The 24,525-nt window shown below is 43.2% G+C and carries 30 protein-coding genes and 1 pseudogene; 11 read left to right on the top strand and 20 right to left on the bottom strand.

Annotation, left to right across the window (positions count from 1 at the left end; all coding sequences use genetic code 11):
• Positions 1–23 precede the first annotated feature (23 nt).
• Positions 24–668: a hypothetical protein gene (locus tag Q4Q52_RS13255; RefSeq protein ID WP_311990812.1), complete on the bottom strand. Its 645-nt coding sequence runs from the start codon at positions 666–668 to the stop codon at positions 24–26.
• On the bottom strand, positions 668–1,093 hold the full coding sequence (locus tag Q4Q52_RS13250) for a TIR domain-containing protein (RefSeq protein ID WP_311990811.1): 426 nt from the start codon (positions 1,091–1,093) through the stop codon (positions 668–670). The genes Q4Q52_RS13255 and Q4Q52_RS13250 overlap by 1 nt, the downstream gene beginning before the upstream one ends.
• 637 nt (positions 1,094–1,730) lie before the next feature.
• On the opposite strand from Q4Q52_RS13250, the gene Q4Q52_RS13245 reads away from it, so the two are divergent.
• The 7 genes from Q4Q52_RS13245 to Q4Q52_RS13215 are packed head-to-tail and all read left to right on the top strand — an operon-like array spanning position 1,731 to position 3,861.
• Positions 1,731–2,084: a hypothetical protein gene (locus Q4Q52_RS13245; RefSeq protein WP_012088262.1), complete on the top strand. Its 354-nt coding sequence runs from the start codon at positions 1,731–1,733 to the stop codon at positions 2,082–2,084.
• Positions 2,081–2,341 carry a pyocin activator PrtN family protein gene (locus Q4Q52_RS13240; RefSeq protein ID WP_311990810.1) on the top strand — a complete coding sequence of 87 codons (261 nt, stop codon included), beginning with the start codon at positions 2,081–2,083 and terminating at the stop codon, positions 2,339–2,341. The genes Q4Q52_RS13245 and Q4Q52_RS13240 overlap by 4 nt, the downstream gene beginning before the upstream one ends.
• 25 nt (positions 2,342–2,366) lie before the next feature.
• Entirely contained in the window at positions 2,367–2,714 is a 348-nt protein-coding gene (locus Q4Q52_RS13235) for a hypothetical protein (RefSeq protein WP_311990809.1), read from the top strand.
• Positions 2,715–2,744: 30 nt separating this feature from the next.
• A complete protein-coding gene (locus tag Q4Q52_RS13230; protein ID WP_311990808.1) occupies positions 2,745–3,038 on the top strand; it encodes a hypothetical protein in 294 nt (97 codons plus the stop codon).
• Positions 3,039–3,317: a hypothetical protein gene (locus Q4Q52_RS13225; RefSeq protein ID WP_006082043.1), complete on the top strand. Its 279-nt coding sequence runs from the start codon at positions 3,039–3,041 to the stop codon at positions 3,315–3,317.
• The gene (locus Q4Q52_RS13220) at positions 3,314–3,544 is read left to right on the top strand and encodes a hypothetical protein (protein WP_311990807.1); all 231 of its coding nucleotides are present in this window, start codon (positions 3,314–3,316) and stop codon (positions 3,542–3,544) included. The genes Q4Q52_RS13225 and Q4Q52_RS13220 overlap by 4 nt, the downstream gene beginning before the upstream one ends.
• On the top strand, positions 3,541–3,861 hold the full coding sequence (locus tag Q4Q52_RS13215; protein WP_311990806.1) for a hypothetical protein: 321 nt from the start codon (positions 3,541–3,543) through the stop codon (positions 3,859–3,861). The genes Q4Q52_RS13220 and Q4Q52_RS13215 overlap by 4 nt, the downstream gene beginning before the upstream one ends.
• A gap of 83 nt (positions 3,862–3,944) precedes the next feature.
• Here Q4Q52_RS13215 and Q4Q52_RS13210 read toward each other — a convergent pair whose 3' ends face one another.
• The 5 genes and pseudogenes from Q4Q52_RS13210 to Q4Q52_RS13190 form a co-directional block, all read right to left on the bottom strand.
• Positions 3,945–4,718, bottom strand: a complete 774-nt coding sequence (locus tag Q4Q52_RS13210; protein ID WP_311990805.1) for a DUF559 domain-containing protein — start codon at positions 4,716–4,718, stop codon at positions 3,945–3,947.
• Positions 4,719–5,168: 450 nt separating this feature from the next.
• Entirely contained in the window at positions 5,169–5,699 is a 531-nt protein-coding gene (locus Q4Q52_RS13205) for a GNAT family N-acetyltransferase (protein WP_311990804.1), read from the bottom strand.
• Positions 5,696–5,965, bottom strand: coding sequence for a DUF1778 domain-containing protein (locus Q4Q52_RS13200; RefSeq protein WP_012586779.1), 270 nt, complete (start codon positions 5,963–5,965; stop codon positions 5,696–5,698). Before Q4Q52_RS13200 ends, Q4Q52_RS13205 begins: the two co-directional genes overlap by 4 nt.
• A gap of 236 nt (positions 5,966–6,201) precedes the next feature.
• Entirely contained in the window at positions 6,202–6,459 is a 258-nt protein-coding gene (locus Q4Q52_RS13195) for a hypothetical protein (protein ID WP_311990803.1), read from the bottom strand.
• A gap of 369 nt (positions 6,460–6,828) precedes the next feature.
• Positions 6,829–7,047: pseudogene (locus tag Q4Q52_RS13190) on the bottom strand (IS4 family transposase); the annotation flags it as partial.
• Positions 7,048–7,226: 179 nt separating this feature from the next.
• Here Q4Q52_RS13190 and Q4Q52_RS13185 point away from each other — a divergent pair.
• Positions 7,227–8,030 (top strand): DUF5694 domain-containing protein, encoded by an 804-nt coding sequence (locus tag Q4Q52_RS13185; RefSeq protein ID WP_311990802.1) that lies wholly within the window; start codon positions 7,227–7,229, stop codon positions 8,028–8,030.
• 234 nt (positions 8,031–8,264) lie between these two features.
• On the opposite strand, the gene Q4Q52_RS13180 is transcribed toward Q4Q52_RS13185, so the two are convergent.
• The 7 genes from Q4Q52_RS13180 to Q4Q52_RS13150 form a co-directional block, all read right to left on the bottom strand.
• Positions 8,265–9,350, bottom strand: a complete 1,086-nt coding sequence (locus Q4Q52_RS13180; RefSeq protein ID WP_311990849.1) for an IS4 family transposase — start codon at positions 9,348–9,350, stop codon at positions 8,265–8,267.
• A 227-nt stretch (positions 9,351–9,577) separates the two neighbouring features.
• Entirely contained in the window at positions 9,578–9,751 is a 174-nt protein-coding gene (locus Q4Q52_RS13175; RefSeq protein WP_311990801.1) for a hypothetical protein, read from the bottom strand.
• Positions 9,752–9,825: 74 nt separating this feature from the next.
• Positions 9,826–10,215, bottom strand: a complete 390-nt coding sequence (locus Q4Q52_RS13170; RefSeq protein ID WP_311990800.1) for a HEPN domain-containing protein — start codon at positions 10,213–10,215, stop codon at positions 9,826–9,828.
• The gene (locus Q4Q52_RS13165; protein ID WP_311990799.1) at positions 10,205–11,014 is read right to left on the bottom strand and encodes a hypothetical protein; all 810 of its coding nucleotides are present in this window, start codon (positions 11,012–11,014) and stop codon (positions 10,205–10,207) included. Before Q4Q52_RS13165 ends, Q4Q52_RS13170 begins: the two co-directional genes overlap by 11 nt.
• A 280-nt stretch (positions 11,015–11,294) precedes the next feature.
• On the bottom strand, positions 11,295–11,780 hold the full coding sequence (locus Q4Q52_RS13160) for a hypothetical protein (protein ID WP_311990798.1): 486 nt from the start codon (positions 11,778–11,780) through the stop codon (positions 11,295–11,297).
• A 437-nt stretch (positions 11,781–12,217) separates the two neighbouring features.
• On the bottom strand, positions 12,218–12,892 hold the full coding sequence (locus Q4Q52_RS13155) for a Fe2+-dependent dioxygenase (protein ID WP_311990797.1): 675 nt from the start codon (positions 12,890–12,892) through the stop codon (positions 12,218–12,220).
• A 99-nt stretch (positions 12,893–12,991) separates the two neighbouring features.
• On the bottom strand, positions 12,992–15,184 hold the full coding sequence (locus tag Q4Q52_RS13150) for a TonB-dependent siderophore receptor (protein WP_311990796.1): 2,193 nt from the start codon (positions 15,182–15,184) through the stop codon (positions 12,992–12,994).
• Between the two features lie 555 nt (positions 15,185–15,739).
• Between Q4Q52_RS13150 and Q4Q52_RS13145 the strand changes: the two genes are divergently transcribed.
• The gene (locus Q4Q52_RS13145; RefSeq protein ID WP_006083037.1) at positions 15,740–16,204 is read left to right on the top strand and encodes a chemotaxis protein CheX; all 465 of its coding nucleotides are present in this window, start codon (positions 15,740–15,742) and stop codon (positions 16,202–16,204) included.
• Between the two features lie 564 nt (positions 16,205–16,768).
• Here the strand turns inward: Q4Q52_RS13145 and alr are convergent.
• Both alr and dnaB read right to left on the bottom strand, forming a co-directional pair.
• Positions 16,769–17,845, bottom strand: coding sequence for an alanine racemase (alr, locus tag Q4Q52_RS13140; protein WP_107946544.1), 1,077 nt, complete (start codon positions 17,843–17,845; stop codon positions 16,769–16,771).
• Between the two features lie 103 nt (positions 17,846–17,948).
• Positions 17,949–19,355: a replicative DNA helicase gene (gene dnaB, locus Q4Q52_RS13135; RefSeq protein ID WP_106649436.1), complete on the bottom strand. Its 1,407-nt coding sequence runs from the start codon at positions 19,353–19,355 to the stop codon at positions 17,949–17,951.
• A gap of 125 nt (positions 19,356–19,480) precedes the next feature.
• Between dnaB and Q4Q52_RS13130 the strand changes: the two genes are divergently transcribed.
• Complete coding sequence (locus Q4Q52_RS13130; RefSeq protein WP_311990795.1) at positions 19,481–21,679, top strand: S46 family peptidase; 2,199 nt, start codon at positions 19,481–19,483, stop codon at positions 21,677–21,679.
• A gap of 253 nt (positions 21,680–21,932) precedes the next feature.
• Here the strand turns inward: Q4Q52_RS13130 and rplI are convergent, their stop codons facing one another.
• Genes rplI through rpsF form a run of 4 tightly spaced genes read right to left on the bottom strand, consistent with a single transcriptional unit; the run spans position 21,933 to position 23,371 of the window.
• Positions 21,933–22,385 (bottom strand): 50S ribosomal protein L9, encoded by a 453-nt coding sequence (gene rplI / locus Q4Q52_RS13125; RefSeq protein ID WP_006086059.1) that lies wholly within the window; start codon positions 22,383–22,385, stop codon positions 21,933–21,935.
• 36 nt (positions 22,386–22,421) lie between these two features.
• Positions 22,422–22,649, bottom strand: a complete 228-nt coding sequence (gene rpsR / locus Q4Q52_RS13120; RefSeq protein WP_006083042.1) for a 30S ribosomal protein S18 — start codon at positions 22,647–22,649, stop codon at positions 22,422–22,424.
• A 12-nt stretch (positions 22,650–22,661) separates the two neighbouring features.
• Complete coding sequence (gene priB / locus Q4Q52_RS13115; protein ID WP_311990794.1) at positions 22,662–22,967, bottom strand: primosomal replication protein N; 306 nt, start codon at positions 22,965–22,967, stop codon at positions 22,662–22,664.
• 8 nt (positions 22,968–22,975) lie between these two features.
• Positions 22,976–23,371, bottom strand: coding sequence for a 30S ribosomal protein S6 (rpsF, locus tag Q4Q52_RS13110; protein ID WP_006083044.1), 396 nt, complete (start codon positions 23,369–23,371; stop codon positions 22,976–22,978).
• A gap of 212 nt (positions 23,372–23,583) precedes the next feature.
• On the opposite strand from rpsF, the gene Q4Q52_RS13105 reads away from it, so the two are divergent.
• Complete coding sequence (locus Q4Q52_RS13105) at positions 23,584–24,327, top strand: YdiY family protein (RefSeq protein ID WP_012088245.1); 744 nt, start codon at positions 23,584–23,586, stop codon at positions 24,325–24,327.
• The last annotated feature ends 198 nt before the right edge of the window (positions 24,328–24,525 follow it).

The raw sequence follows: 24,525 nt of genomic DNA, 5'->3' as shown, positions 1-24,525 counted from the left end.
CTAACGCTTCGCTCAGCGGCTTTTTAGGAGCGCCAGCGAGTAAAAAGTCCGATGAAGCGACTTGTTAGATTTTCTAGACTCGATTCGTGTAACCTATAGACATATAAAATAGCGCTAGTGCCAATAATGAGATAACAAACAAAGTCTATGAGTTGATTGAACCCTATTGAATCCATCGCTGATATTTCAGTAGTGATTTTCGCAATTACTGAAAACACAATTAGGGAAGGGAAAAACAATGTGTAAAGTAACCACACCCAATTGGAAAATAGAGGATATTTACTTAAATATGTTTTACCTTCTCTGGTAAATGCTGATGAATCTGGGTAATGACTGCTCAATTGTTCTTCAAGTGAATGCAAATAACCATATTGTCGCTCAATCTCTAACACTACTTGAAAATAACGTGTCGAAAACCCAAGTAACAGCAACCACATTAAGGTAGAGATAAAATCAACATTATTCCCTACTTTAATTCCACTGACCTTAGCAACATACTCGTTAACTATTGTTGCTACGGTTTCAGCAGATGAAAGTTGTAGTGTGAAAACGGCCAAAATCACTAGCAAACCATAAAACAGCGTATCACGCTGTTTTATGGTTGTGCGATGAATATCAAAGCTATCTTTGTAGTGAGAACAAAGATTATTAAATTTAGCTTCTTCCATTATGCTTCATTTAACGCTTTTACAATTGCATCTCTGTTAAAAGACATAGCCCACTTTGCTCCTGCACCCAGAACTTCTTCAGGACTCTCATTTCCTTTATCCAGTTTTACTGCCACTAGTTTGTTTTTGTTGTCTTTGCTCTTTGCTACTTCAAAGTTCAACCAATTTTTGTATCCAATTTCTTCAGAATCTTCGTGTTTCTTATTCGCTTCTTTTCCGACCAATACAACTGTATATGTTGCACTATTGATTTTCTTGGTAAGAGCACCTTTAACCGTCGGTATCTTCCAGCTATTTATTTCTTTTGACGATAAATCACTAAATTTAAAGTCGAAGTCAGGATGAGCATCCCAAGCCTCCAGTAAAAATTTGTAATGTTTATCGTTGTCGTAATCAAAGCTTACAAATACTTTTTTCTTAGCCATTTTTCTTCCTTAAGTTTAGTAGGCACAAAGCCTGATAAAAATCTAACATTTTATTAGTGCGCATGCGCGTTTACCTCATTAGACCAGTGAAAACGCGCACAGTTAACTCTCTGTATGCAAAGAACTTATCAGCTTTTAATCAAATACACCATCCGGAAAAACGCGCATGCGCGTTTTCCAAACCTATTAACTAATTTGGGGTAAGCATATCCACATGATTTTAAATGGTTTATTAATTTTAGACTGGAAAAACGCGCAAATAAATGAGTTAAAAAACACTCAAAAACATTTAAATTTAAATACGACTGTATACCCATACATTGCTAGCCGCTTTACGGTAGGGCCAAACATTAGCCAAATACATGAGAATTTGTAGAGTAACAGGTGAGGGAATTTTCGATTGTTCTAACGAGCAAAAACACTTTTAGGGCATAAAAGAGCAATCTGTCTTACTCATTAAAAATAGCCTTATCTAGTTACACCATAAACCCTCCTTAGTTCAATCGCTTACTCTACCTCACCACTTGTTCAAAAAACCATCAAAACAAAAACACTTAAAAATAAGTTATCTTTCTAATTGACGAAAAAGATAAGTTAACTTATCTTTAGGCCTGTACCCACTACCGAGGACAGGGAAATGATTCTAGCGAAAGTTCACACCACACCTAAGCAACGCGATGAGTTTCGTCTACTAGTTGCAATACGTTTTGCAAGCTTGATGGCGCTGGCCAAGGGCCACACCGACCCGATGGATTGCCCACGGGTGCAAGCCCGATGCGCCGAACTGGTAAAGCATTTTGCCTATCACCACCCAAGCCCTGCGTTTTACCGCCAGTTCATCCGCCACACGGGCGAACTCGGGCTCAATTTCTGCCTGCGCTTCACTGAGCCCCAACAAGGTTTGTACGGCAAGGTGATGGTGTGGCGTAACGAACAGGCGGCCACTAACGTGCATCCGCTGCAACTCACCCAAGCGGAGCAACCAACATGAGCTGCATCAATACCGCGTTTTTGCTTATGGCCCAGTTCAACAAAGTGATAGTGCCACTGGATCAAATCAGCAAAGAGTATTTTGGCCTCGAACCGCGTACCGCGGCCAACTATGCCAAAGCCGGCCGCTTGCCCTTAGCCGCCTTTCGCACCGGTAACAGCAACAAAGCGCCTTGGATGGTCAATGTCACTGATCTTGCCGAATACCTCGACAAGCAACGCGACGCCGCCAAGCAAGATCAAATCAACTTAGCGTAATCAGCGGCTCAGTGGGGAGGTATCTATGTTTTTTGTTTACGGCGTGTCCATGACCTTAGCGAAAAATCAAGCGGCCAAAAAGTGCAGCACCTCAGTAGGTGCGCACCCTAACCGCCGTCAACTGAGCCCCGGCGAGTACCAAGCTAAGTTGGATGATATGGCGCAGCACTTGTTTGAAACCATGAAGCCACAACGCCTGTCGCATTCGTTATCGACGCCCGCGCTGTGCCAGCAATATATCGTGTTAGCCATGACCCAAGAAGCCCACCGCGATGTGCATATTCGCTATCACAAGCTGTCGGACAAGGTGAACCCCAAAACCAAGAAACCCATCATCAATCTGGTGGTGTTTAACGGCGAAGCCGCAGCTTAGCCCTGCTGATTCAAAAGGAAGGAATAGCGTATGAACCACTTACTCCCGGGCTTTGAATCAAAGCAGCGCGTTGCGTTATTGCTGTCACTCACCCGCATTAGTTCGCCCGAGGTGATTGCCGCGTTAACGCTGCATTACACCAGCGCCCTACCCGCCGAACGCGCGGCGGCTCGCCACGGTATTGAACTGTCGAACTTTATGCGCGGGCAAAAGAAGTTAGAGCAAATCGCCGCCACGGTCGAGGCCATTAAAGCCATCGACTGGGCCAAGCTGCAATCGGCTCATTTGCAATCAAGCCCTTTGCAACCGAAGCAGGTGGCCTAAATGACTCAATCAGCGGCGTTTCGCCATCTGTTAAATCATTACCGCAGCCATAAATTAAGCCTGTTACTCAAGGCCAAAACGGGCGACAGCATCAAAATCGCGCTGGCGCTCGGCGCGTTAGATTGCCTGTACTGGCAAGCATTGGGCAACGGCTTAACCAACCTCGCCAAGGGCATTAGCCGCACCATAGTGTATTCGTACCGATATCACCCAATGCGCCTGCCCTGCCACCCGCCTGTCAGCCAAACCAGCGACAACCAAAACAAGGAGGCGGCATGAATACATTCAGCACTAAAGCGGGCGTGGTCACGCTATCTAAGCCCTACTTCACCTTGATGTGCGATCTGCAACAAATCGAAGTGAAATACACCCCCAACAATTACCACGGCTGGGGCATTTGTAAGTCTTTTAACGCCATCGAGTGCAGCGACTTCGGCCAAGCCGACGCCGAAGTATTCGCACTCAACGCAGAATCAAAACTCAGGATAAAAGGAGAAGCAGCATGAACCCGATACAAGCAGCAACTGTAGAACGTGAAGAAGGTTATTGGACCCATCCTGATTTGCCCGAGTGGGATGAAGGCGTGACCCGCGCAGAGTGTAAAGCATGGGCGGCACGCCAAGGCGGCGAGTTTGTGGCGATTTGGTTTGAACTCGATGCGCCTGAAAACCTCATCGAGCGTTACTTTGACGAGGGCGATAACGATATCAGCGATTGGAACCCCGTTTGCGACAAGGCCGGCTCATTCTTGCTGAGTATTCACGACACCGAAGATGGCCCCGTCGCACTGTTTTTTGCACCGAAGGGCAAGGAAGCGGCGTGACGTATTGCATTTGCGGATTAAAACAGTTGGTTAAGATTTGTAAAGAACGAGACCAACTTTTTTAATACCATTTAAATACCTTGTTAGATTTCGTTTTTAACTAAACGTGAAAGATTTAACAAGTAAGATACTGTTTCTTCTCTAGTGAGCTGTCTATCCAAATCTAAAATTTTCCAATAAGGTGGTTTTGTTTTTGAAGGTTCGGAACAATGTATACCTAACGTTTTTAGAGTGTCAACGTCATACTTGGCGACAATAATCTTTGGTTTGCATGTGCTCCGAGTGAATACAGTTAGCCTTAGTTCACCAAAAATCACATCAAAGCCTATCATGCCATTATTTGGCAGAGTATTTGGGTTTAGTTTTGTAGTATCCACAGATATACCCAACTGCTCTAACTCTTCTTGTATATTGTCTAAAAACTCAAATGCATTTGCGGCTGTTAGCCCATCTATTTTATCTTGTGAGAATTCACCACTAATAGTTCTAACTGGCCGTTCTTTTATTTCCCATTTTGGAGGTGATAAAGCTCTAACTTTATCGACTAATCTGTCAACTTGCTCGTATACAGGCTCGTTTACATTAATTCGGAAAAACTCACAATTAAGCTCTGACTTTATATGTTCTTCACGAATAGCATCTTGCTCCATAGTGCGCTCATGAAATGGCTCGTCTATTTCCACAGCAATTTTTAATTCAGGTATATATCCATCAATATAGTATTGATTAACAGGGTATTGGGATAAAAGTTTTACATCTCTGAGTGCGTAGTGCAGAGCATACATAACCATTGACTCCCACCTTTTGTGGCTTGTTCTCGTATTATTAAAAATAAACTTTTCTACGGTGTTGCTCATTAATAAAACTCCAAAACATTGAAATATTTCACAGCCTGTTAACGTTTGATTCAGGTGCACCGCAGGTGTCACTTGGAACCACTTGTCAGGCAAACGCTACACTCAGTAAAATGACACGTCTTGTGCTATACACTTACCCCTAGATCTCAGCAATAAAAGGAACTTATCCGTTATTTAACAAATAAACCATGCGGAAAACACAGATACGCGAGTTCCAAACCTATTACATCAAGCAGTTGATAAATAAGTCATTTATTACAGATAGCATATAATGACACTAGCCCTGTAAACGAGCAAAACTATTTTGGTTTTATTTCGTGAAATGTGATCAAATCGATAATACTGTATACATAACAGCATCTAAGACTGAGTCGTTATGAATACAAAAGACAGTTTCTATGCTCGAATGTGAGGAATAGCAGCACGACAGGCAAGGCGGGGAACTGGTAGCTAAGTGAATAACTGACCGACTGTTTTCATTGGAATAAACATTCTTACACGACCGTTGATTTCACAAAGAACCTCGAAACCATACTTAGCGTAAAATGATTCAGCTTGGCCAGTTAAGCAATCGACCACAATGGCATAAGCTCGCATGTGAGCGTTAATTTCCCAAAGATATTCTAGTGCTTTGATTAAACTAGCTTTACCTAACCCATTACCATGAAACTCTTTATGGACAGCAAGTTGAGCAAGCAGAAAGACCGGAATGGGATAGCGTGGTAACTTTTTACCCATGGCTTGCGGCAAGGTATCACGGCAAATTGAACTTGGTGCGATAGTATAAAATGAGCAAATTGGATATTTTTGATTGGGTAATGGCGTAGCAGCAGGTAAAACCATTGTACGGCTTATACCTGCTTGCATGTGTTTCGCTGCTTGAGTTTGGATAAAATCGTTTAACTCTACTTCGCCACAGTCAAATGATGCTCTATCGTGTTGTGATTTATCCAATTCTTTGAAAGTTTTGGAATAACTCACTTAAACTCACCACGTTTAGTAAATGCTGCCGCTTCACGCAATGCCTTGTTCGGGGCCTTAGCCTCATCACAAGCCATTATGAATTGGTCGAATACATCAGCTTTAACCGTAATGCTTTCATGCTCAGCAATCACCTGAGTTGAATCTTCGTCCATTAAGCGAACAACGTATTCAGTTAAGCTTTTTAACCCAAGCAAAGCCGATGCTTTCTCAGCCTTAGCTTTGATCTCTTCATCCAAACGGATATCAAGTCTTGCAGTAGCCATAAAACCTCCTATCGTACGGAGTGAATCCGTAATGGATTGGAGTATAAAGTTTAAACAACCACAGCGCAACTTGTACGGACACAGTACGGATGCGATTTAAAGTTTGTATGGGGAGCTATCGCCTAAGGGACAGGAAACTCTACAACGTAAAACCCAACCAAGCCGACTTAACCAAAAACCTAAATTTTTACTAAATCTACCAAGAGCTTACGGTCCCTCTTAAGCGCCTTGTATGTTTAAAAACCACTTTCTTCAGCTCTTTGCTTTGCAAGCTTCAGAATATCATCGTATGAGTATTTTGATGTGTAATAAACGTGTTCCCAATGAGGAGGAACTTCGTTCATACGCACTTTATAACCATGTTCTTGTAATAGCTCTAATAGATAGCCCCTTTGGTTACGAGATATAGAGCCATTCCAATAGATTCCGTTTTCTTTAAGATCATTTAACGCCTGCTCTAACAAGTGAACTCTCGCATTCTCTTTTAAATCCATCCTGACCTCATATGCTGAATTATCAATTTAAACATTTTATTAGTGTCATGCGCGTTTACCTATTAGCCCAGTAAAAACATGCATCGTTAACCATTTGTATTTAAAATAATATATCAGCATATATTCAAATACACCATCAGAGAGAAACGCGCACAACTATTTTCATTTTATTCCGTAAAATGTGATCTAACTTAATAGTTCTTTATAAAAAATAGCATCTAGTGTGTGCCATCATGAATGCTAAAAGCTCGTATTTATAATCATATTCATGAAGAATACGCATGACTGGTGACAGCGTTATCACCACAAGATAGGAAATGATTTAGGACAACCCGAAGTCGCCACTGAGTCTGAGGGATCCCCACGAATTTAATAGCATGCTCGTGGATCCTTGATTAACGATTGTAGCGTCTTAATTCCTGCTCGCCAGTGAGACTTCAGCAGCCTCAAAAACTTATCTTTGTAAGCGCTTAGTCCTATAAATTGATTTGATAAAACATTACGGTGCTTGATTGAATTCGCTTGGTATTGTCTATGCTTATCAGCCGCTTTAACTGCCAATCCTAACAGGTATAGGGTAGAGTCTGAGGGATCCCACTTATCTTAGCCTGACACACTAAAAAATGGTCAATTCTACTCACTCCTCTCGAACTACAAAGCAGAAATTTGCACCACCATCTTGTAATAATATATAAAACAATCGCTTAAGATTTGGCATAGTTTTCGCTTATTGATGTTTAATTTCAAAAACTCATAAGGTTATTTCAATGAAAAAATTATCCGCTTTAGCCTTTCTGGCAACCGCACTGTTTATTGGGGCTCAAACTGTTCATGCTGAAGAGCCGGCGCAAATTATGTTGCTGGGCACTTTCCACTTTACTAACCCCGGTTTAGACACGGTAAAAACATCAGTGCTGGATGTTACCTCTGCTGACAGTCAGCAGTACTTACAAGCCTTTAGCCAAAAGATGGCGAAGGATTTTGCCCCGACAGATGTTTTACTGGAGTGTCCTATAAGCTTTCAGGGCAAGCTTAATGAGCAATATCAACAGTATTTAAAAGGCGAATTTACACTGCCAGTGAATGAGAGTTATCAACTCGGATTCAGGGTGGCTAAAGCCGCAGGCGGTAGCGCCGTTCGCTGCTTCGACGAGCAGGACATACATTGGAATGCTGAGCAGCTGTTTGAACAAATGCCAACAAAGGCACCGGCCATTCAAGCGGCTTTTGATACCTTGATTGCTGAGGTTACTGCCCAAAGTAACGAAATGCATCAGACATTGAGCATGGCAGGCGTGTTGCGTGCGATGAATTCAGAACAACAATATCGGCTGAATCAATCCATTTACTTACTCAGCAATGAAGTGGGTGCTGGGGATAACTTTGTTGGCGCAGATGCTTCGGCAAGTTGGTGGCACAGAAACTTTCGCATGTATGCCAACATTCAACTAGCGGCCAGCCCGGGCAAGCGAGTTTTGGTGATTGCTGGACAAGGCCATATTGCTGTTATCAAAGATTTTCTGGCCAATGACACTCAGCGCAAAGCGGTGTTTGTTGACAGTTTTTTCTAATATTCACGTATTTTACTCAACCAAGTTGCTGTGTTTTTGACCTGGTTGGGCAATGCTGCGGTTCTCGGTTTGAGTATTTACCTAACAGAATAACGGGTGGCAGTGAGACTTCAGCAGCCTCAAAGACTTATGTTTATCAGCCGCTTAACTGCCCTTTTAGCTGTATCCTTGGTGCTACGTAGTGATGTAGTACCAATAATATATGGGGTCAGAGTCTGACGGATCCCCACGAATTTAATAGCATGCTTGTGGCTCCCGAACTAAGCCTTGTAGTGTTTTGATTGCTACCTGCCAATGCAATTTCAACAGCTTCAAGTTCCTATCTTTGTATGCTCTCAAGCCTATGAATTGGTTTGAGAGTACGTTGCGGTGCTTTATTGAGTTAGCTTGATATTGCCAGTGTTTACCAGCAGCTTTCACCGCTAATCCTAAAAGATAAAGCACAAATTGAGACAAGCAGGCAATGAGTAGCAATACGCTGAGCCTGCTCACTACTCGGGTGCCGCTATCATTCATTTTTAGGCCTGTTTTAACATCTCTAAAGCTTTCCTCTATCTGCATTCTTGTGGCATAAATCTTAACGATTCTTTTAGCCTTAAAGTTTGAGTTACAAAGTGATGTCGCTAGTAACCAAGGTTCTTTTTCTCGCTCGGCACTCGTACGAGACTGCTTACTACGCCTGCTTTTATCACCTGTTGCGGTTCTATCTTTTCGTCCTTTAGGAGCGCGTTTGAAGATAACTAAACGAGAGCTGAAAGAAGTCTGCTCACCTAAAAGATATACGCCAAGGTTTTTGGCTATAGAGCTTGCTTGAGCGTAAAGCTTTTTGACTGGATACCACTGATGAACCGAACTTTTTCTGCAGTGTGTCCGATTTCTAAAGCGGCCTACATAATCCCAGCCAAGAGACAAAACCTGCTTAAACCAAGGAATACGAAAGCCTGCGTCAGTTACGATGATAGGCTTGCAGCCATTGGGCAACATAGCCTTTAATTTTGTCAGAAATAATAGGTGAGTTCTTGGTTTCTCTTTCTTATTAAGTGGGTGTATTGTACTGGTCCTCACTAACAGGTAAGTCATACGGGTATAAATGAACTCGATATCGCGATGTAAATAGGTGTTACTACAAAGCCTATCTACGCGTTTAATCTTATGTTTTTCCATGGCTTTGCTCTCAATCTCACGACCAAGCCCTGTGATTGATAATGCTCCACCATTCATTGAGCTTTCAATTGCAGAGAACAGACTTTGTCGGCGAGTTTTGTGCATTAACGGGGTGACAAGTGAGAGGCATTTTGATAAAACGTGTTTCGCATTCATGGCATTTACTCGTGGTAATTTTTGTTTGGCGATAAATTTGATCACCAAATGCCATGGATGTTCCTCAGTTTTTAACCTATCTCATTATTTTTATTCATTCTTTTGTGGGGATTCGTCAGCCACTGAGTTGAATATAAATAACCAAATTATCAAGTAATGCGTGAGATTCTCTGAGCCCCATAAACACAAAAGGCACCTAAACGGTGCCTTAATTTTAACAACTGCGATTACATAGCTTTTGCTTTACGACGTCCATGTATCTCAGGATCTTTGAATCTGTTCGCATCATCCAAATGCTTAGGGGCGGCATTTTTTAAGCCTTTTAAAGCCAAGTCTAATCGGCCATAGACTTTATCAACTGATAATGTTGCTTTCATAGCAGAGGCTTCGCTTTGTTTCATAGCCATACACCTCACAACGACATTACTAAAAACAATACTAATACAATAATTATCATGATGCGTGAAGCATGTGTTTAAGCTGCAGCTTTTAAAGTATCACACATTTCAATTACACGATTAGCTCGTGTAATTGCATCTTCAGCACTAGGCTTAGATATTTGGTCCGATTCGATGTCATAATCGGCTTTACATCGCATGTCTCTGGCAGATTTTAAAATATATGAGAGAGCTCTTAGTTGCCTTGAACAATGTGGTTCGCAACTGCCAGAAAATTCTAAATATTTTAAAAGACTCGCGTGAACTCCGCCATCAGAGTAATGTGGAATTTCATTTTCCAGAATAGCTAAAACAGAGTGGTACATTGAATAATAGGATCTACTAATACAATTCCTATAACCAATTTCAGAGCCTGTTGCCATGGAATCTTGTGCAGATGTTAAAAAACACTCACGACTAACTGGCATCAGTTTCCTCCTCCGCTTTCAAAACCAAGTCCTTTCCAAATATTTGAGACTGACTTAGCCTAACAAATTGGACTACAGCTGGTAACTTATCCAAATTCTTACTGATTAAATTGTCAATTAATGACATATTGACATCAAAAACCTCATCAGATGAATATTCTTCACAATCAAGAATATAACTAACTGATAAGTGATTGCTCTCCTTATTATGGCTTATTTTATTCCCAATAAGTTTACAACCATGCTCTTGCGCAGCCTCTAAAGCTGCTTCACTAAGCATCAAAAGCTGAGCTTTATCAATAAAATGCTCGCAAACAGTCTTCATCAAATCCATTTCTTTAGTAGCCTCTATGGTGACAGCTTTTTGATCTAACTTCTTCATTCGAGATAGTTGACCAAAAGTCCTCTCAGCAACTTCTACATCGAGAGTAAGGATATTTTCCAAGAAAAAAACATTGAGAAACTCATGATCACCGCAGTTAACAGAAATTGCGGTCCCATACTCATTTGCTTCTCGATATAATCCAAAGAACTGAAGTAATGAGTAATAATTTTTCTTTGTACTAAATCCGGCAAAATTGCTAGCTAAAGCATTTTTATAGCTTGAAAGAGCTTCTTCTTTGTTGCCTTGAATAGCATGTGCAAGACCAATCAGCTCACTTCTGATAGCGTAAGAATCAATTTTATCAACGTCAAACAGGAAGCGCCTAAACTCAAAGTCATTGAATTTATTTTTATTTTTAATACGACTACTAATTACATCAAAGTAATCCGACGCCTTAGAAACTGGTTGAGTCAATCAAAAGCTCCCTACTCACGTTAAAATTTAAGCTGTTCAAAAGATTTTCCAGCACTCGCTCTGGGCGCTGAATTATTACTCATCTACATAATTTGTGCAATTAAACTGCAAGTTCAAAATGTGAATACTAGTATTTATAGATTTTTATAGTTCAAAATTAATAACTTGGCAAATACTAAGTTTTGTTCAAACGAGAATTTGCATCTACTCTTAAGTATCCCTGACAAGTTGCAACTGTTTCGCGGCTTGTCACACCGATCAAATCCATTCAAAATCTTTATCATTCAAAGTTTTTTTGCAATTGCTCTATCTGCCGATCGATAGATGACACCAACGTGTCGGCCTCTTGCGCTGCAGCGACTTGTTCCTGAGCTAAGCTTTGCTGCCACGTTGCACCGGCTAGGTTGTTATTCGCATACCGCCGACTTTCACGTAAGTTACGTAAGCGCTGGTCACGCGCCGCAATCACCCGCTTGCGGTCAGCCTCAAGCCGAGTGATCTCTCGGGCAATGCGTTGTTTTTCGATATAGGTACTGATTTCTTTTTTCTTATCAGAAGTTGCGTTTGAACTAACGCTTGATTGAGAAATACTGTCACTGCTTTTAATAAAGCTACCGACGCCACTTAAATCAACTGGCTGACTGTTTTCATCGCAAGGATCGGCCTGATATTTTCCATCAGCACATTTATAGACTTCGGCAAAGGCCGAAAAAGTAGGACCGACCGTTAACACCAGCGCGAGTATTATTAAAGATTTTCTATCCATAGATCACCTCAATGTTTATTGAGTAATCATATCACCAGCGGGGAACCATAAAACAACTTTTTAAAATCGGTGATCCTATAGTGAACCACACTTTTAACCACCTTATATAAATCAAATGGTTAAATTAAAATCTTACCTATCCAGCATGGGCGCAATGGAAAAGGTGCGGTCGAGCAGTAAGCCATCATTAAGATTATTTTTCAACACGTTACTATCGACTCAAGTAATTAAAATTTGCCAGTAAGTTATCGCTTAGAAGGATAAATAACCTTAATTTAAGGCCGCAGATTACCAATAAACCTTAAGCTTAAAAATGGAAAAACAGTAAACGAGTTAACGTTTACTGTTTTATTGCCCCTCAGAGCTAGCGGATTATATCCTAAACTGACCACTTTGGGGAGTTTAAGCTGGAATTGAAGCCTGTCCCTGAGCCAAAACTATAGCTCGCTCCAACGCCTGAGTAAGTTATGGTAAATCCCCGTCAAATTAAACAACTCTTGTTCTGCCGTGGTTTGTGCTGTCAAAGATTGAATCGATTGATCAAGTTGAAATAGCAAACGGCGCTGACCTTCATCACGCACCATACTCTGCAACCACATAAAGGCAGCGGTACGCTCTCCCGAGGTTACAGGAGTTACCTGATGCAAACTCGTCGAGGGATACAAAACTAATGAGCCGGCAGCAAGCTTAATACTTTGCTGACCATAGGTATCTTGGATTACTAATTCGCCGCCCTGATAGCTTTCTGGTTCACTGAGAAACAAGGTCGCAGAAAGATCGGTACGCACCATACCCTCGTTTGTCGAGCGAATTGCATTATCAATATGATAACCAAAAGTTTCTCCGCCTTGATAACGGTTAAATAAGGGAGGATAAAACTGTAATGGCAAGGCCGCCGATACAAATAATGGATGGGCCAGTAAGCGTTCCATAATCAGCTCACCAATGCGAATAGCCACGGGATCGTCTTTGTTTAACTGTTGATTCCGTTTACGGGTTGTCGCCATTGCGCCAGAGGTTTGATTACCGTCTATCCAGCGGCGGGCATCTAACTGTTCGCGTAAGTGACTCACTTCTTGTTTTGAGAAAACATTAGGAATTTCAATCAGCATCTCAGGGTTCCATAGGGCAAAAATACAATATGACTTATAGCGTTTATAAAACATAAAAGGCAGCCCGAAGGCTGCCGTAACATTAGCTAATGCCTAACATTAAAAATGCATATCAGCACTTAACATGACCAAACGTCCAGGCGCCATGTTAGCAAAATGCGCGGTATAGGCTTTATCGTAATAACGCTCGTCCGTTAGGTTTTGCACATTCAAGCGCAACGTCAGAAAGTCATTCATCTTGTAAGATGAAACCACATCAAAACGCCAGTATGAAGGAATCGATAACGTATTGGCGGTATTACCGTAAACCTGCCCCATATAGTACGCGCCAGTTCCGACATTTAACTGTTCCGTAATGTCGTAAGTGGTAAACAAACTGATACTGTTTTTGGCCGTATTAGGGAAACGATTACCATCGTAAGCGGCATTAAATCCGTTACTTTCTAGGCTAGCATCAAGAAAGGTGTATCCACCAAATCCATGCCAATGCTCAGTGATATCACCTGAAAAACCAATTTCGAAGCCCTTCACTTTCTGCTCACCAACGTTTTCTTGCGGTGAATTGCGATCGGCAGAAGTCGCAACGCGAGCGTTGTTCTTCTCGATTTGGAATACTGAACCATTAAGCGATAAGCGGCCACTGAAGAAATCCCACTTAGTACCTAGCTCGTAACTTTCAGTATCTTCAGGCTTTAAATCTTCATTGTTACTACCAAGACGATCTGAACCATCGCCATTAGATGTTCCTGGCGGATTCGAAGATGTGCCCCACGCCGCATAGATACTGCCGTTGACTGCAGGTTTATACAGTACTGATAATTGGTAGTTTAAAAAGTCATCGTCATTGGATAGTGACGAAGTCGAGTTCTGTGCAGCAGTGCTGTAATCATCCCAGCGCACGCCGCCGTTAATCATCCAAGACTCATTCAACTCTATGGTATTAAAGGCATAAACTGAGCGAGTGTCCGTTTCAGTCACAGTGGCATCTGTTCCTAGCGTCACGCTGCCGACCCAAGGGTCGTGAGGATTAGGCTTCGATAGCAAAGTACAATTGTAATTAGCCAGCAGTGCATCATTACAACCCGCATTACGACCATTCCCCGTATCGACCGTATAACTTAAGTTGCTGGTGCGCTCGTTGCTAAACTCAGTACCAATCGCAAAACGGTTGGTGAATCCAGCTAGTTTAGCCTCACCCGCCAACTGTAATTGGGTTGCGAGCGTTTTAGTCACTGAGTGGCGCGATTTAGTATTACGCCAGACATAACCATTGGCGACATTGCCTGTCGTGTCATCGGGGTTGGTCACAATGTAATAATTGGTATTACGGCTATACACTGAGGTCGAGGTAAATTGCATGTCATTGTTGAAGTCATGACTTATCAGCACTGAAGCTGTGTCGTCATTATTATCGCGAAAATCCCGCGACAATAAGCCATAGAAGTTATTGGGATCTACATCGGCAGGCCTACCTGTCGCTTGATCATAGGGGATCCCATAGTCAGGTATGTCATGGTTTTCAAAATGATAGTATTCCAACGTCACCTTAGTGGGTGTCGTCAAACCAAAGGTCACTGAGGGTGCAATGCCCCAGCGATTACCAGAGACTTCATCACGACCCGGTGTATTGGCATCGTGCGCCATTAGATTCACCCGCACCGCAGCTTCATCTGCAATCACATGGTTAACGTCAAGGCTGGCGCGTTTTAAAGCATCAGTACCAATCGCCACATCCGCATTAATAAAATCTTCAGCTTGCGCTTTTTTAGTCACGATATTGATACTACCGCCAACTGCACCACGGCCGTTATAAACAGAACTCGGCCCCTTTAGCACCTCAATTTGTTCGATGTTAAAAGTCTCACGGCTCTGGGAGCCCACATCCCGCATACCGTTAATAAACGTTGAAGATTGAGCGTCATAACCACGAATAAACGGCCTGTCACCATAGGGATTACCACCTTCACCCGTACCAAGCGTAATACCAGGTGTTGCACGCAGAGCATCAGTAAAACTTTGTGCCCCCATGTCTTTGATCAGATCTTGATTAATCACAGTGACAGTTTTAGCGCTATTGAGCAGATCATCAGTAAATTTACCGGATTGTACTTTGCGCGTGTTGTAGCCCAAATATTCGCCGTTAACCTCAATATGTTCGACTTTCTTACCAGCGACTTGTGCCTGCTCCGCTGCTATCGCAGGGGTAGCTGATATAGCCATACCTATAGTTAATGAACCTAAAACATGGGCGCCGAGTGCGACTCGGCCATTGCGGCGTTTTGCAAATTTCATTAAAAGCATTCCTGTTGCGGACTAAACCCTGTAACAGATGTCCCCCACCTGTTAATCGCCCGCTAATATATGTAAAATCATTTTTGTGATCAATAATTATTATCATTTACATTCAAGTTTAATGTAAATCACAGTTTCAGCTTTTATCATCGTTAAATGCTACAGGCATCATTTGAGCTAAATTTATGGTTAAAATTTAATAATTATTTGTAAATAAAGAAATTTAACATTTAAACTTTAAACGTCTACTGAAATGACCGTGATCCTCAATTTGCAGTATAATAACCAGCACTATCAGCCTTTAGATTGAAACTCATCTTCTAACCTGAGTGGATATCATGTAAAAATGTGCTGTTGCAGTATCGTTTTAAGCATTTTCATGGAAAGCTCTTTACGCTAAATAACAAGAAAATAGTGAAATTAACCTCACATTTCCATTTGTGTCATCTAAGCTGAAGAGTGTGATCAAGATTGCTGTCAATAAGCAACTTTTCTAATAGCCTTAAGCCATGCCATTACTCCATGGTTTAGGCTCAAAAGAGGACAAACTTAGGCATGAACGTTAATTTTATTAATCCTTTCCTCCAATCTCTGCTCAATGTCATCTCAACTATGGCGAGTATGGATTTGACGCCGGGCAAACCTCAAATCAAATCAGATAACTTAGCAAAGGGGGATGTGTCAGGCCTTATTGGACTCGTTGGCCCTCAAACAAAAGGATCACTATCGATTACCTTCGAACAAAAGCTAGTTTTGCAGATAATGCAGAATATGCTGGGCGAAAACCCGGGTAAAATTAACGAGGAAGTGACTGACTTAGTGGGTGAAATTACCAATATGGTGACTGGTGGCGCAAAAAATCTATTGGGTCAAAAAGGCTATGAATTTGAAATGGCCACCCCTATGGTCGTGTCAGGAAAAGGCCACACCATTTCCCATAAAGCCAATGGCACTAAGATTATTATGCCATTTACCAGCCCACATGGGACTGCTTATATCGAAATATGTTTTGAAAACTAATAACTTATAATGTACTAAGCCAAGATGGCTCAAATGGCATTAACGCTCCTGTCGCTCTGGTTCTTATGTTTCATTCGCTTATTTAAAGCCAGATAACAAAGATCAGAACGGCTGGTTTAACATCATCTGAATATGCCGCTACTGTTTATCTACTTTCTCATTTGTGTCTAAGACCTGTTCAACTCGCACGGCTCTATCCGTAAACATATCGAGTCACCCTGCCAACACATGAATACTTAAGTGAAATTCGCTTATCTAAGCCCTACTCGTTCAACAAATAACAAACTAGGGACTAGCAGGTAACAGGGTTTTATTCACTGCTGTCAGCCAATACAAGGATAATGCTAGTGATTCATCACGGAACTTTATTCTAGGATTACCACAAATAAAAAAAACGGTGTTTAAGACACCGTTTTTATAATGCTGCATTTTGAGCTTAACTCGCTTAAGCCAAGGCGGTTTATTTCACGAGACTAGGTCGACGAAACCATGCCTAGGAGAAGACGAAACCCGTGAGTCTAACTCATGGAGGTAACATCACGAGATAAAGCTATCAAAGCTCAACTAAGCCAAACAAACCGCGACTCTTGGAGTGAGCTTAGTGACTAATTCATAAGCGATAGTACCAATATGCTCAGCGACTTCTTCTACGGGTAATGCTTTACCCCACAACAAAGCGCTATCGCCAACCTTGTCCTGCGCATCTTGGCCTAAATCGACCGTCAACATGTCCATAGAGACGCGGCCAACAATAGGAACACGGCGACCATTGACCCACACAGGTGTACCTTCCGGTGCATTACGGGGATAACCATCACCATAACCAATTGCGACGACACCTAAACGAGTATCTTGCTTCGCGGTCCAAAAACAACCATAACCCACTGGCTGATTGGCTTTATGATCCCGCACCGCAATCAACTGTGATACCAGTTCCATCGCAGGTACGAGTCCGTGATTCGCACCGCAATCCCCCGTGACGGGTGAGACACCATAGAGGGCGATTCCTGGACGGATCCAATCGCCTTGGCTTTGCGGCCAATACAAGGCACCCGCGGAGTTGGCTAAGGTTCTAAATCCGGGCAAGCCAGCCGTTAAGCTATTAAAAGCCGCCATCTGCACTGAGGTATAACTATTATCAGGCTCATCTGCACAGGCAAAATGCGTCATTAAATGAATCGGTTTTGCCACATTGGGGCAGGCCATTAACCTTGCGTAAACCGTTGAAAATTGCTCAGGCGTAAAGCCTAAGCGGTGCATGCCTGAATCCACTTTCAGCCAAACAGTCACAGGCTTAGACAATACAGTTTGCTCCAACATCTCCAGCTGAGAACTATGGTGCACCACAGTGTCGATATCATGCCCGACGAGCAAAGGTAAATCAGTGGCACGGAAAAAACCTTCCAGCAATAACAAACGCGCTGTCACACCGCCCGCTCGTAATTCTAAGGCTTCATCTAATCGGGCTAAGCCAAAGCCATCGGCACTGACTAAACAATGGGCGACATTCAATAATCCATGGCCATAGCCGTTGGCTTTAACGACGGCCATCACGCGACTCGCTGGGGCCTGTTGACGCAACGCAGCGAGATTGGTTTGCAGTGCACTACTGCTAATTTCTGCTCGGGGAAAAGGGTTCAAAATTTACCTTGCTTACTCAGGAAATAAAAAGTCACGGAGATAAAAAATACATCAACACAGCACGTCTTCTGCATACGCAAATTTACTATTTTCAAACATGAATTTAGTCTTCTTCAAACTGAGGTCCGGCATAATTATCGAAGCGCGAAAATTGCCCTTGGAAGGTGAGTCGCACTCGACCAATCGGGCCGTTACGTTGCTTACCGATAATGATTTCAGCCGTACCTTTATCTTGAGAATCGTTGTTATACACTTCATCGCGATAAATAAACATGATGAGATCCGCATCTTGCTCGATAGCGCCCGATTCACGCAAATCCGAGTTTACCGGACGTTTATCGGCCCTTTGCTCGAGCGAGCGGTTAAGCTGCGACAGGGCAATAATCGGAATTTCCAACTCTTTAGCTAATGCCTTGAGCGAGCGTGAAATCTCAGAAATCTCTAAGGTACGGTTATCTTTCAAGGCGGGCACCTGCATTAACTGCAGGTAATCTATCATGATCATCGACAGGCCGCCGTATTCACGGGCGATACGACGCGCGCGGCTACGGACTTCAGTTGGCGTTAAGCCCGAACCATCATCGATATACATTTTGCCTTGCTCGAGCATAATCCCCATGGTCGATGAAACCCGCGCCCAATCCTCATCATCGAGCTGACCGGTACGGATTTTGGTTTGATCGACGCGACCCAAGGAGGCCAACATACGCATCATAATCTGTTCTGACGGCATCTCGAGACTGAAGATAAGCACAGGTTTGTCTTCATTCATTGCGGCTTGTTCGCACAAGTTCATCGCGAAGGTGGTTTTACCCATAGAAGGACGCGCCGCAACGATAATCAAGTCACCGGACTGGAAACCAGCGGTCATCTTATCCAAATCGTTAAAACCGCTCGACACCCCAGTCACACCGTTGTGGGGGTTATTGTAAAGCTGCTCAATCTTATCGACGGTTTTTTCTAGAATGGTTTTAATGCCTTCGGGACCTTCGTTGGCATTGGTTCGCATCTCAGCGATCTTAAAGACTTTACTCTCAGCAAGGTCGAGTAATTCACCCGAGTCGCGGCCTTCTGGGTTGTAACCCGCATCGGCAATTTCGTGCGCGACGCGGATCATGTCACGTACTACGGCACGTTCACGGACGATTTCAGCGTAGGATAAAATGTTGCCCGCACTGGGAGTATTTTTGGCAATTTCACCTAAATAGGCAAAACCACCGGCATCTTCTAATTGATTTTCAACTTCGAGCTGTTCAGAAACCGTGATCAAATCGATCGGCTGCCCCAAATCGACCAATCTGTGCATGGCAGAGAAGATCATCTTGTGTGAACGGGAGTAAAAGTCATCTTTTACGACGGCCTCAGCTACCCTGTCCCACGCTTCGGCATCTAACATCAAGCCGCCTAATACCGATTGTTCAGCCTCAATGGAATGCGGTGGCAGCTTGAGTCCATCAAGCTGCAAATCTCTTGGCTTACTTTTAGGCTTAAAAGCACCTTGTTGTGACATTAACGCTCCCGATTTCCAACAACTTAACAAAATATGATATAAAACCCGCGTCAAGCAAACAGGATGTTTACACTCGCCTGTTATCTCATTCCAACGGACACTCTAATAATCAATAAGGAAAGAACATGCGTATTGCATTGGTTGCGGCCTTAGTAATGACATCCGGCATAGCAACTGCCGACGAAGGACAATGGCAACCTTATCAAATGCCTTCTATTGCAGACAAACTCAGTGAACGCGGAATCGATATTCCTGCCGAAAAACTGGCCGATCTGACAAGTTATCCCATGAACGCCGTGGTAGGGCTGGGCTATTGTACCGCCAGTTTTGTCTCCCCCCAAGGGCTAGTTGTGACAAACCACCATTGTGCCTTCAAGGCGATACAATATAACACCAAGAAAGAACATAACTATCTCGAACAAGGCTTTTTAGCGACATCAATGGACAAGGAACCCTCTGCCGGTCCTAACGAACGTTTATACATCACAGAGGCAGTGACCGATGTCACCGCCCAAATCAATCAAGGCCTAAGCCAAGATCCGCTGAGCCGTTACGAAGACATTCAAAATCACAGCAAAGAACTGATCAAAAGCTGTGAAGCCGATGCGAACTATCGCTGTAATGTCCGCAGTTTCCATAACGGCTTAGAATATTACTTAATCAAACAATTGATGATCCGCGATGTACGCTTAGTCTATGCACCACCAGAAAGTGTCGGTGCCTTTGGCGGCGATATCGATAACTATGAATATCCACGCCACTCGGGTGATTTTGCCTTCCTGCGAGCTTACGTCGGAAAAGACGGCCAACCCGCTGCCTATAGCGACGATAACATCCCTTACAAGCCAAAGAGTTACCTTAAAATCAACGCCGATGGCGTGAAAGCCGGTGACGGCGTGTTCGTCGCAGGTTATCCAGGCTCTACCAGTCGCTATAACCTCACTAGTGAGCTTAAGTTTGCCAGCGACTGGCTGTATCCCACCCAAGCTAAACGCTATCAATTACAGATTGATACTATCGAGGCTATGGGACAGAAAGATGCCGACATCGCCATTAAGTACGCTGGCAATATGGCATCAATGGCCAACCGGATGAAAAAACTAAATGGCCTGTTAGCGGGTTTTAAAGCCACGGATATCGTGGGCATTAAACAAAGCCGAGAGGATAATTTTTTAGCTTGGCTTAAACAAAATCCTAAGCTAAATCAAAACCTCATCGCTGAGTTAGAAGTGCTACTTGCCGAGCAACAACAAGCGTTCCAAAGTAATTACTACTTTACTAATGCCCAATCAAGCACCCTGTTAACCGCAGCAAACAGCTTGTATCGTCTTGCGAAAGAAAAACAAAAGCCCGATGCCGAACGTGAACAAGGCTATCAAGAGCGTGATTTAGCGATGCTGAGCTCGCGTCTTAAACGTATCGATTCGAGTTTCGATGTCAAAGTCGATAAGACATTATGGCTACAAGATTTAAACGCTTACCTAGGCCAATCGAATCGCGTGGCAGCGCTCGATAAAATGTTAAGTGTAAACAGTAAAGACGTAGATCTTGCGGCTAAACTCGATGGTTTGTATTCACTCACTACGCTCACAGACCAAGCCCAACGTCTGGCGTGGATGAATGCCGATGTTAACGCCTTCGAAACCAGTGCCGATCCCTTTATTCGTTTAGCCGTAGCACTTTACGACACTAATATGGCGCAGGAAAAAACGGAAAAAATCTTAGACGGTAAGTTATCAACTGCTCGCCCAGACTATATGGCCGCAGTGATCGAATACTATAAAGCCAACAACTGGCCAGTCTACCCTGACGCCAACGGTACGCTGCGTATCAGCTACGGTATGGTCGATGGTTATCAATCACGTGATGCACTCTACAAACAGCCGTTTACTCGTCTAGATGGCATAGTCGCGAAACACACAGGCGTTGAGCCCTACAATGCACCGAAAAAGCTCCTCGATGCGATTGCCGAGCAGCGTTTTGGCAATCATTTAGTGAAGTCGGTTTATCAAGATCCTCGCGGCTGGATTTGCAGACTCTTCTCTTGCTTAGACAAACCCGAAGAATTTAACTCTGTACCGGTTAACTTCTTATCGAGCGTGGACACCACAGGCGGCAACTCCGGCTCACCAGTCTTCAACGGTAAAGGTGAGTTAGTAGGTCTTAACTTCGACTCCACCTACGAGGCGATCACTAAAGATTGGTTCTTCAACCCAAGCATCACCCGCGCAGTACACGTGGATATCCGCTATATCCTGTGGATGATGGACGAAGTCGACCATGCCGATAACCTAATCCAAGAACTGGATTTAGTCAGAAATTAATACCTTGAGCTAAATCCGTTGCTCTAAACCAAAAGCCGCTCACTGTTCTGCAGTAAGCGGCTTTTATTTGGGCTCGTATTTTAGCAGCGAATGCACTTTGAGATGATGAGATTGAATGAGTAGGCGCATATTACCTAGCGCTTAAATCCATCGCAGAGCCGATATCCAAACCTAAATACACCCAAATCATAAATTTCAGCCATAAAAAAACACCGCCGAGGCGGTGTCTTTTTATATTTAAAGCGAGTCGTAATTAAGCTTCTGCAACCACAGATACTTTAACAACAGCTTTAACTTCAGTGTGTAACTGAACTTCAACTTCGAAGTCGCCAGTAGTACGCAGAGCGCCTAATGGTAAACGAACTTCTGATTTAGCCAGCTCAACACCAGCAGCAGTCACTGCATCAGCGATGTCACGGTTGCCAACTGAACCAAACAGTTTGCCTTCATCACCAGCTTTAGAAGCGATTACAACAGCTTCCAGTGCAGTGATTTTCTCAGCACGTAGGTTAGCAGCAGCTAATTCAGCAGCTAATTTAGCTTCTAATTCAGCGCGACGAGCTTCAAATACTTTAACGTTGCTTTCGTTAGCAACAACAGCTTTACCTTGTGGCAAAAGGAAGTTACGTGCGTAACCAGCCTTAACTGATACTTGGTCACCCAAGTTGCCTAGGTTAGCGATTTTATCAAGCAGAATAACGTTCATTATCAAATCCTCTATATTCGATTAGGAATACTGCAATTACTGATGTAAATCAGTATATGGCAGTAGAGAAAGATAACGAGCACGCTTGATAGCGCGAGCTAGTTGGCGCTGATATTTAGCACTAGTACCAGTGATACGGCTAGGAACAATCTTGCCGCTTTCAGTGATGTAGTTCTTTAAAGTAACGATATCTTTGTAATCAATTTCTGCAACACCTTCAGCGGTGAAACGGCAGAACTTGCGACGACGGAAATAACGTGCCATGTTGACAGTCTCCTAAGTTTTCAATTCGACATTTTCGGCATGGATAACTAAGCGGTTTTGACCATTGCGCCCCTGTTGAAGCGTCATAAAGCCTTGCACTTGTACTTCCACACCTGCTTTCAGATCTTCTGCTACGCTTTCAAAGCGTGGGCCACTCAATATCACTTGAATTTGTACGTAGACGTTGCGGAACATATCTGCTTCATAACGCTGCGATTTGTGTTCCAACATTATCACACTGTGTGCAATACCTGCTGGGCTTTTAAAGCGTCTTGAACGAGTTATCGTTCCTGACAACACCAAGTTATTGGTGGTCACAGATTACCTTACTCAGCGATTTCTTCAGCGTGAGCTTCATCGTATGAGCGTTCGCCAGCTGGGCCACGACGTGAATCGCGCTCATCTCTAGCTTTAGCCATTGGAGATGCTTCAGTAACGGCAACTTTAGTACGCATTACCATGTTACGCAGAACTGCGTCGTTGAAACGGAAAGCTGTTTCTAGCTCTTCAATCGTCTCTGCTTTAGCTTCAACGTTCATCAGAACGTAGTGAGCTTTATGCAGATCAAGGATTGGGTAAGCCAGTTGACGACGGCCCCAATCTTCTAAACGGTGGATTGTGCCGTTAGCTTCGGTGATAACACCTGTGTAACGCTCAATCATACCTGGTACTTGTTCACTTTGATCTGGGTGAACCATAAATACGATTTCGTAATGACGCATTTATTGCTCCTTACGGTTATGTAGCCTCGGTATTGGCTCAGTCAAACCAAATGGAGGCAAGGAACGAAAAATAGTGACTGATTTGAGCGCGAGATAGTACAGAAAGCAAGCCAGAAACTCAAGCAATAACTTTGCCTCGCCAATCAATACAGGTATGATGGCGCTTCATCTACATTCGGACATCAGACATCGGCTAACCAAGAATAAACATAATGCTAAAAGTTATTGCGCCAATTTTTTTATTTTCCCTTTCATTTCCTGCGCTTGCGCTTGTTCCACCGGATTACCAGGAACCGCCCAGCGATTTTACCGCAGAAATCGAAGCGGGTTTGCAACTGAATACAGGCAATACCGAGTCCAGCAGTTTTAACGGTCGAACCCAACTGATTTACGACACCCAGCAAACCAAGCAAGAAGCCACGCTCAAAGCCTACTTTGCCTCAGAAAAAAGCAAGACAACTTCCGAAAAATACGAACTCCAACTCCAGTCGAACTATAAACTGACCAAAGGCTACATCTTCGGACGCGGTGATTTTACTTGGGATCAATTCGGTAGTTACACGCAAATCTCAACTATTTCTAGTGGTTACGGTTTTAATGCCATCAGCAGCTACAAGACCAAACTCAGTCTTGAAATCGGCCCCGGTTACCGATATAACTTACCTGCAGAATCTGTGGATATTCCCAATCCTGATGCTGAGAAAGACGTCATTTTGCGTACCGCTGCAAAGTTTTCTCAAAAACTGCAGGAATACAGCAGTCTCAATGCAGATTTAACTGCGGAAGTCGGCGAGAACAACAATACCCTCACCTTAGACATGAACTACAAGAATCTGGTGTTCCAAGATTGGGCGTTTAAAATCGGCATGAACATCAAATACACTGAAGTGGTACCAGAGGGTAGCCAACAGACAGATACCATCACCACCTTCAACCTGCTTTATACCTTTAGATAACCGCTTTAGATAATCCGTAGCAATACAAGCAAGTACACGTCGCCAAAGTCATCTTTGGCTGGCGGCGACGTTAAAGCTCCTCCGCCCTCGCCCAAGTTATTTCAGCATAATCTAAGAATTTTTTGAGCAAAAATGCGCAATTAATCAAGATTTACCAATAATTTGCAACACAACATAAACACCAACCCCTGATATACT

The organism is Shewanella sp. SP1S2-4, from assembly GCF_031932075.1.
GTDB lineage: Bacteria > Pseudomonadota > Gammaproteobacteria > Enterobacterales > Shewanellaceae > Shewanella > Shewanella baltica.
The sequence above is the reverse complement of the archived record's forward strand: the minus strand, read 5'-3'. Positions and strand labels throughout refer to the sequence as shown.

Bases quoted from the DNA above. Each gene is read 5' to 3' on its own strand.
- rplI (WP_006086059.1), bottom strand. From the start codon at position 22,385: ATGAACGTTATTCTGCTTGATAAAATCGCTAACCTAGGCAACTTGGGT.
- Q4Q52_RS13170 (WP_311990800.1), bottom strand. From the start codon at position 10,215: ATGCCAGTTAGTCGTGAGTGTTTTTTAACATCTGCACAAGATTCCATG.
- Q4Q52_RS13180 (WP_311990849.1), bottom strand. From the start codon at position 9,350: ATGAATGCGAAACACGTTTTATCAAAATGCCTCTCACTTGTCACCCCG.
- Q4Q52_RS13250 (WP_311990811.1), bottom strand. From the start codon at position 1,093: ATGGCTAAGAAAAAAGTATTTGTAAGCTTTGATTACGACAACGATAAA.
- Q4Q52_RS13155 (WP_311990797.1), bottom strand. From the start codon at position 12,892: ATGCTGATTGAAATTCCTAATGTTTTCTCAAAACAAGAAGTGAGTCAC.
- Q4Q52_RS13200 (WP_012586779.1), bottom strand. From the start codon at position 5,965: ATGGCTACTGCAAGACTTGATATCCGTTTGGATGAAGAGATCAAAGCT.
- Q4Q52_RS13195 (WP_311990803.1), bottom strand. From the start codon at position 6,459: ATGGATTTAAAAGAGAATGCGAGAGTTCACTTGTTAGAGCAGGCGTTA.
- Q4Q52_RS13210 (WP_311990805.1), bottom strand. From the start codon at position 4,718: ATGAGCAACACCGTAGAAAAGTTTATTTTTAATAATACGAGAACAAGC.
- Q4Q52_RS13185 (WP_311990802.1), top strand. From the start codon at position 7,227: ATGAAAAAATTATCCGCTTTAGCCTTTCTGGCAACCGCACTGTTTATT.
- Q4Q52_RS13220 (WP_311990807.1), top strand. From the start codon at position 3,314: ATGAATACATTCAGCACTAAAGCGGGCGTGGTCACGCTATCTAAGCCC.
- Q4Q52_RS13105 (WP_012088245.1), top strand. From the start codon at position 23,584: ATGCTAAAAGTTATTGCGCCAATTTTTTTATTTTCCCTTTCATTTCCT.
- Q4Q52_RS13215 (WP_311990806.1), top strand. From the start codon at position 3,541: ATGAACCCGATACAAGCAGCAACTGTAGAACGTGAAGAAGGTTATTGG.
- Q4Q52_RS13145 (WP_006083037.1), top strand. From the start codon at position 15,740: ATGAACGTTAATTTTATTAATCCTTTCCTCCAATCTCTGCTCAATGTC.
- Q4Q52_RS13160 (WP_311990798.1), bottom strand. From the start codon at position 11,780: ATGGATAGAAAATCTTTAATAATACTCGCGCTGGTGTTAACGGTCGGT.
- Q4Q52_RS13225 (WP_006082043.1), top strand. From the start codon at position 3,039: ATGACTCAATCAGCGGCGTTTCGCCATCTGTTAAATCATTACCGCAGC.
- Q4Q52_RS13245 (WP_012088262.1), top strand. From the start codon at position 1,731: ATGATTCTAGCGAAAGTTCACACCACACCTAAGCAACGCGATGAGTTT.
- Q4Q52_RS13235 (WP_311990809.1), top strand. From the start codon at position 2,367: ATGTTTTTTGTTTACGGCGTGTCCATGACCTTAGCGAAAAATCAAGCG.
- Q4Q52_RS13255 (WP_311990812.1), bottom strand. From the start codon at position 668: ATGGAAGAAGCTAAATTTAATAATCTTTGTTCTCACTACAAAGATAGC.
- rpsF (WP_006083044.1), bottom strand. From the start codon at position 23,371: ATGCGTCATTACGAAATCGTATTTATGGTTCACCCAGATCAAAGTGAA.
- Q4Q52_RS13130 (WP_311990795.1), top strand. From the start codon at position 19,481: ATGCGTATTGCATTGGTTGCGGCCTTAGTAATGACATCCGGCATAGCA.
- rpsR (WP_006083042.1), bottom strand. From the start codon at position 22,649: ATGGCACGTTATTTCCGTCGTCGCAAGTTCTGCCGTTTCACCGCTGAA.
- Q4Q52_RS13150 (WP_311990796.1), bottom strand. From the start codon at position 15,184: ATGAAATTTGCAAAACGCCGCAATGGCCGAGTCGCACTCGGCGCCCAT.
- Q4Q52_RS13230 (WP_311990808.1), top strand. From the start codon at position 2,745: ATGAACCACTTACTCCCGGGCTTTGAATCAAAGCAGCGCGTTGCGTTA.
- Q4Q52_RS13175 (WP_311990801.1), bottom strand. From the start codon at position 9,751: ATGAAACAAAGCGAAGCCTCTGCTATGAAAGCAACATTATCAGTTGAT.
- Q4Q52_RS13240 (WP_311990810.1), top strand. From the start codon at position 2,081: ATGAGCTGCATCAATACCGCGTTTTTGCTTATGGCCCAGTTCAACAAA.
- dnaB (WP_106649436.1), bottom strand. From the start codon at position 19,355: ATGTCACAACAAGGTGCTTTTAAGCCTAAAAGTAAGCCAAGAGATTTG.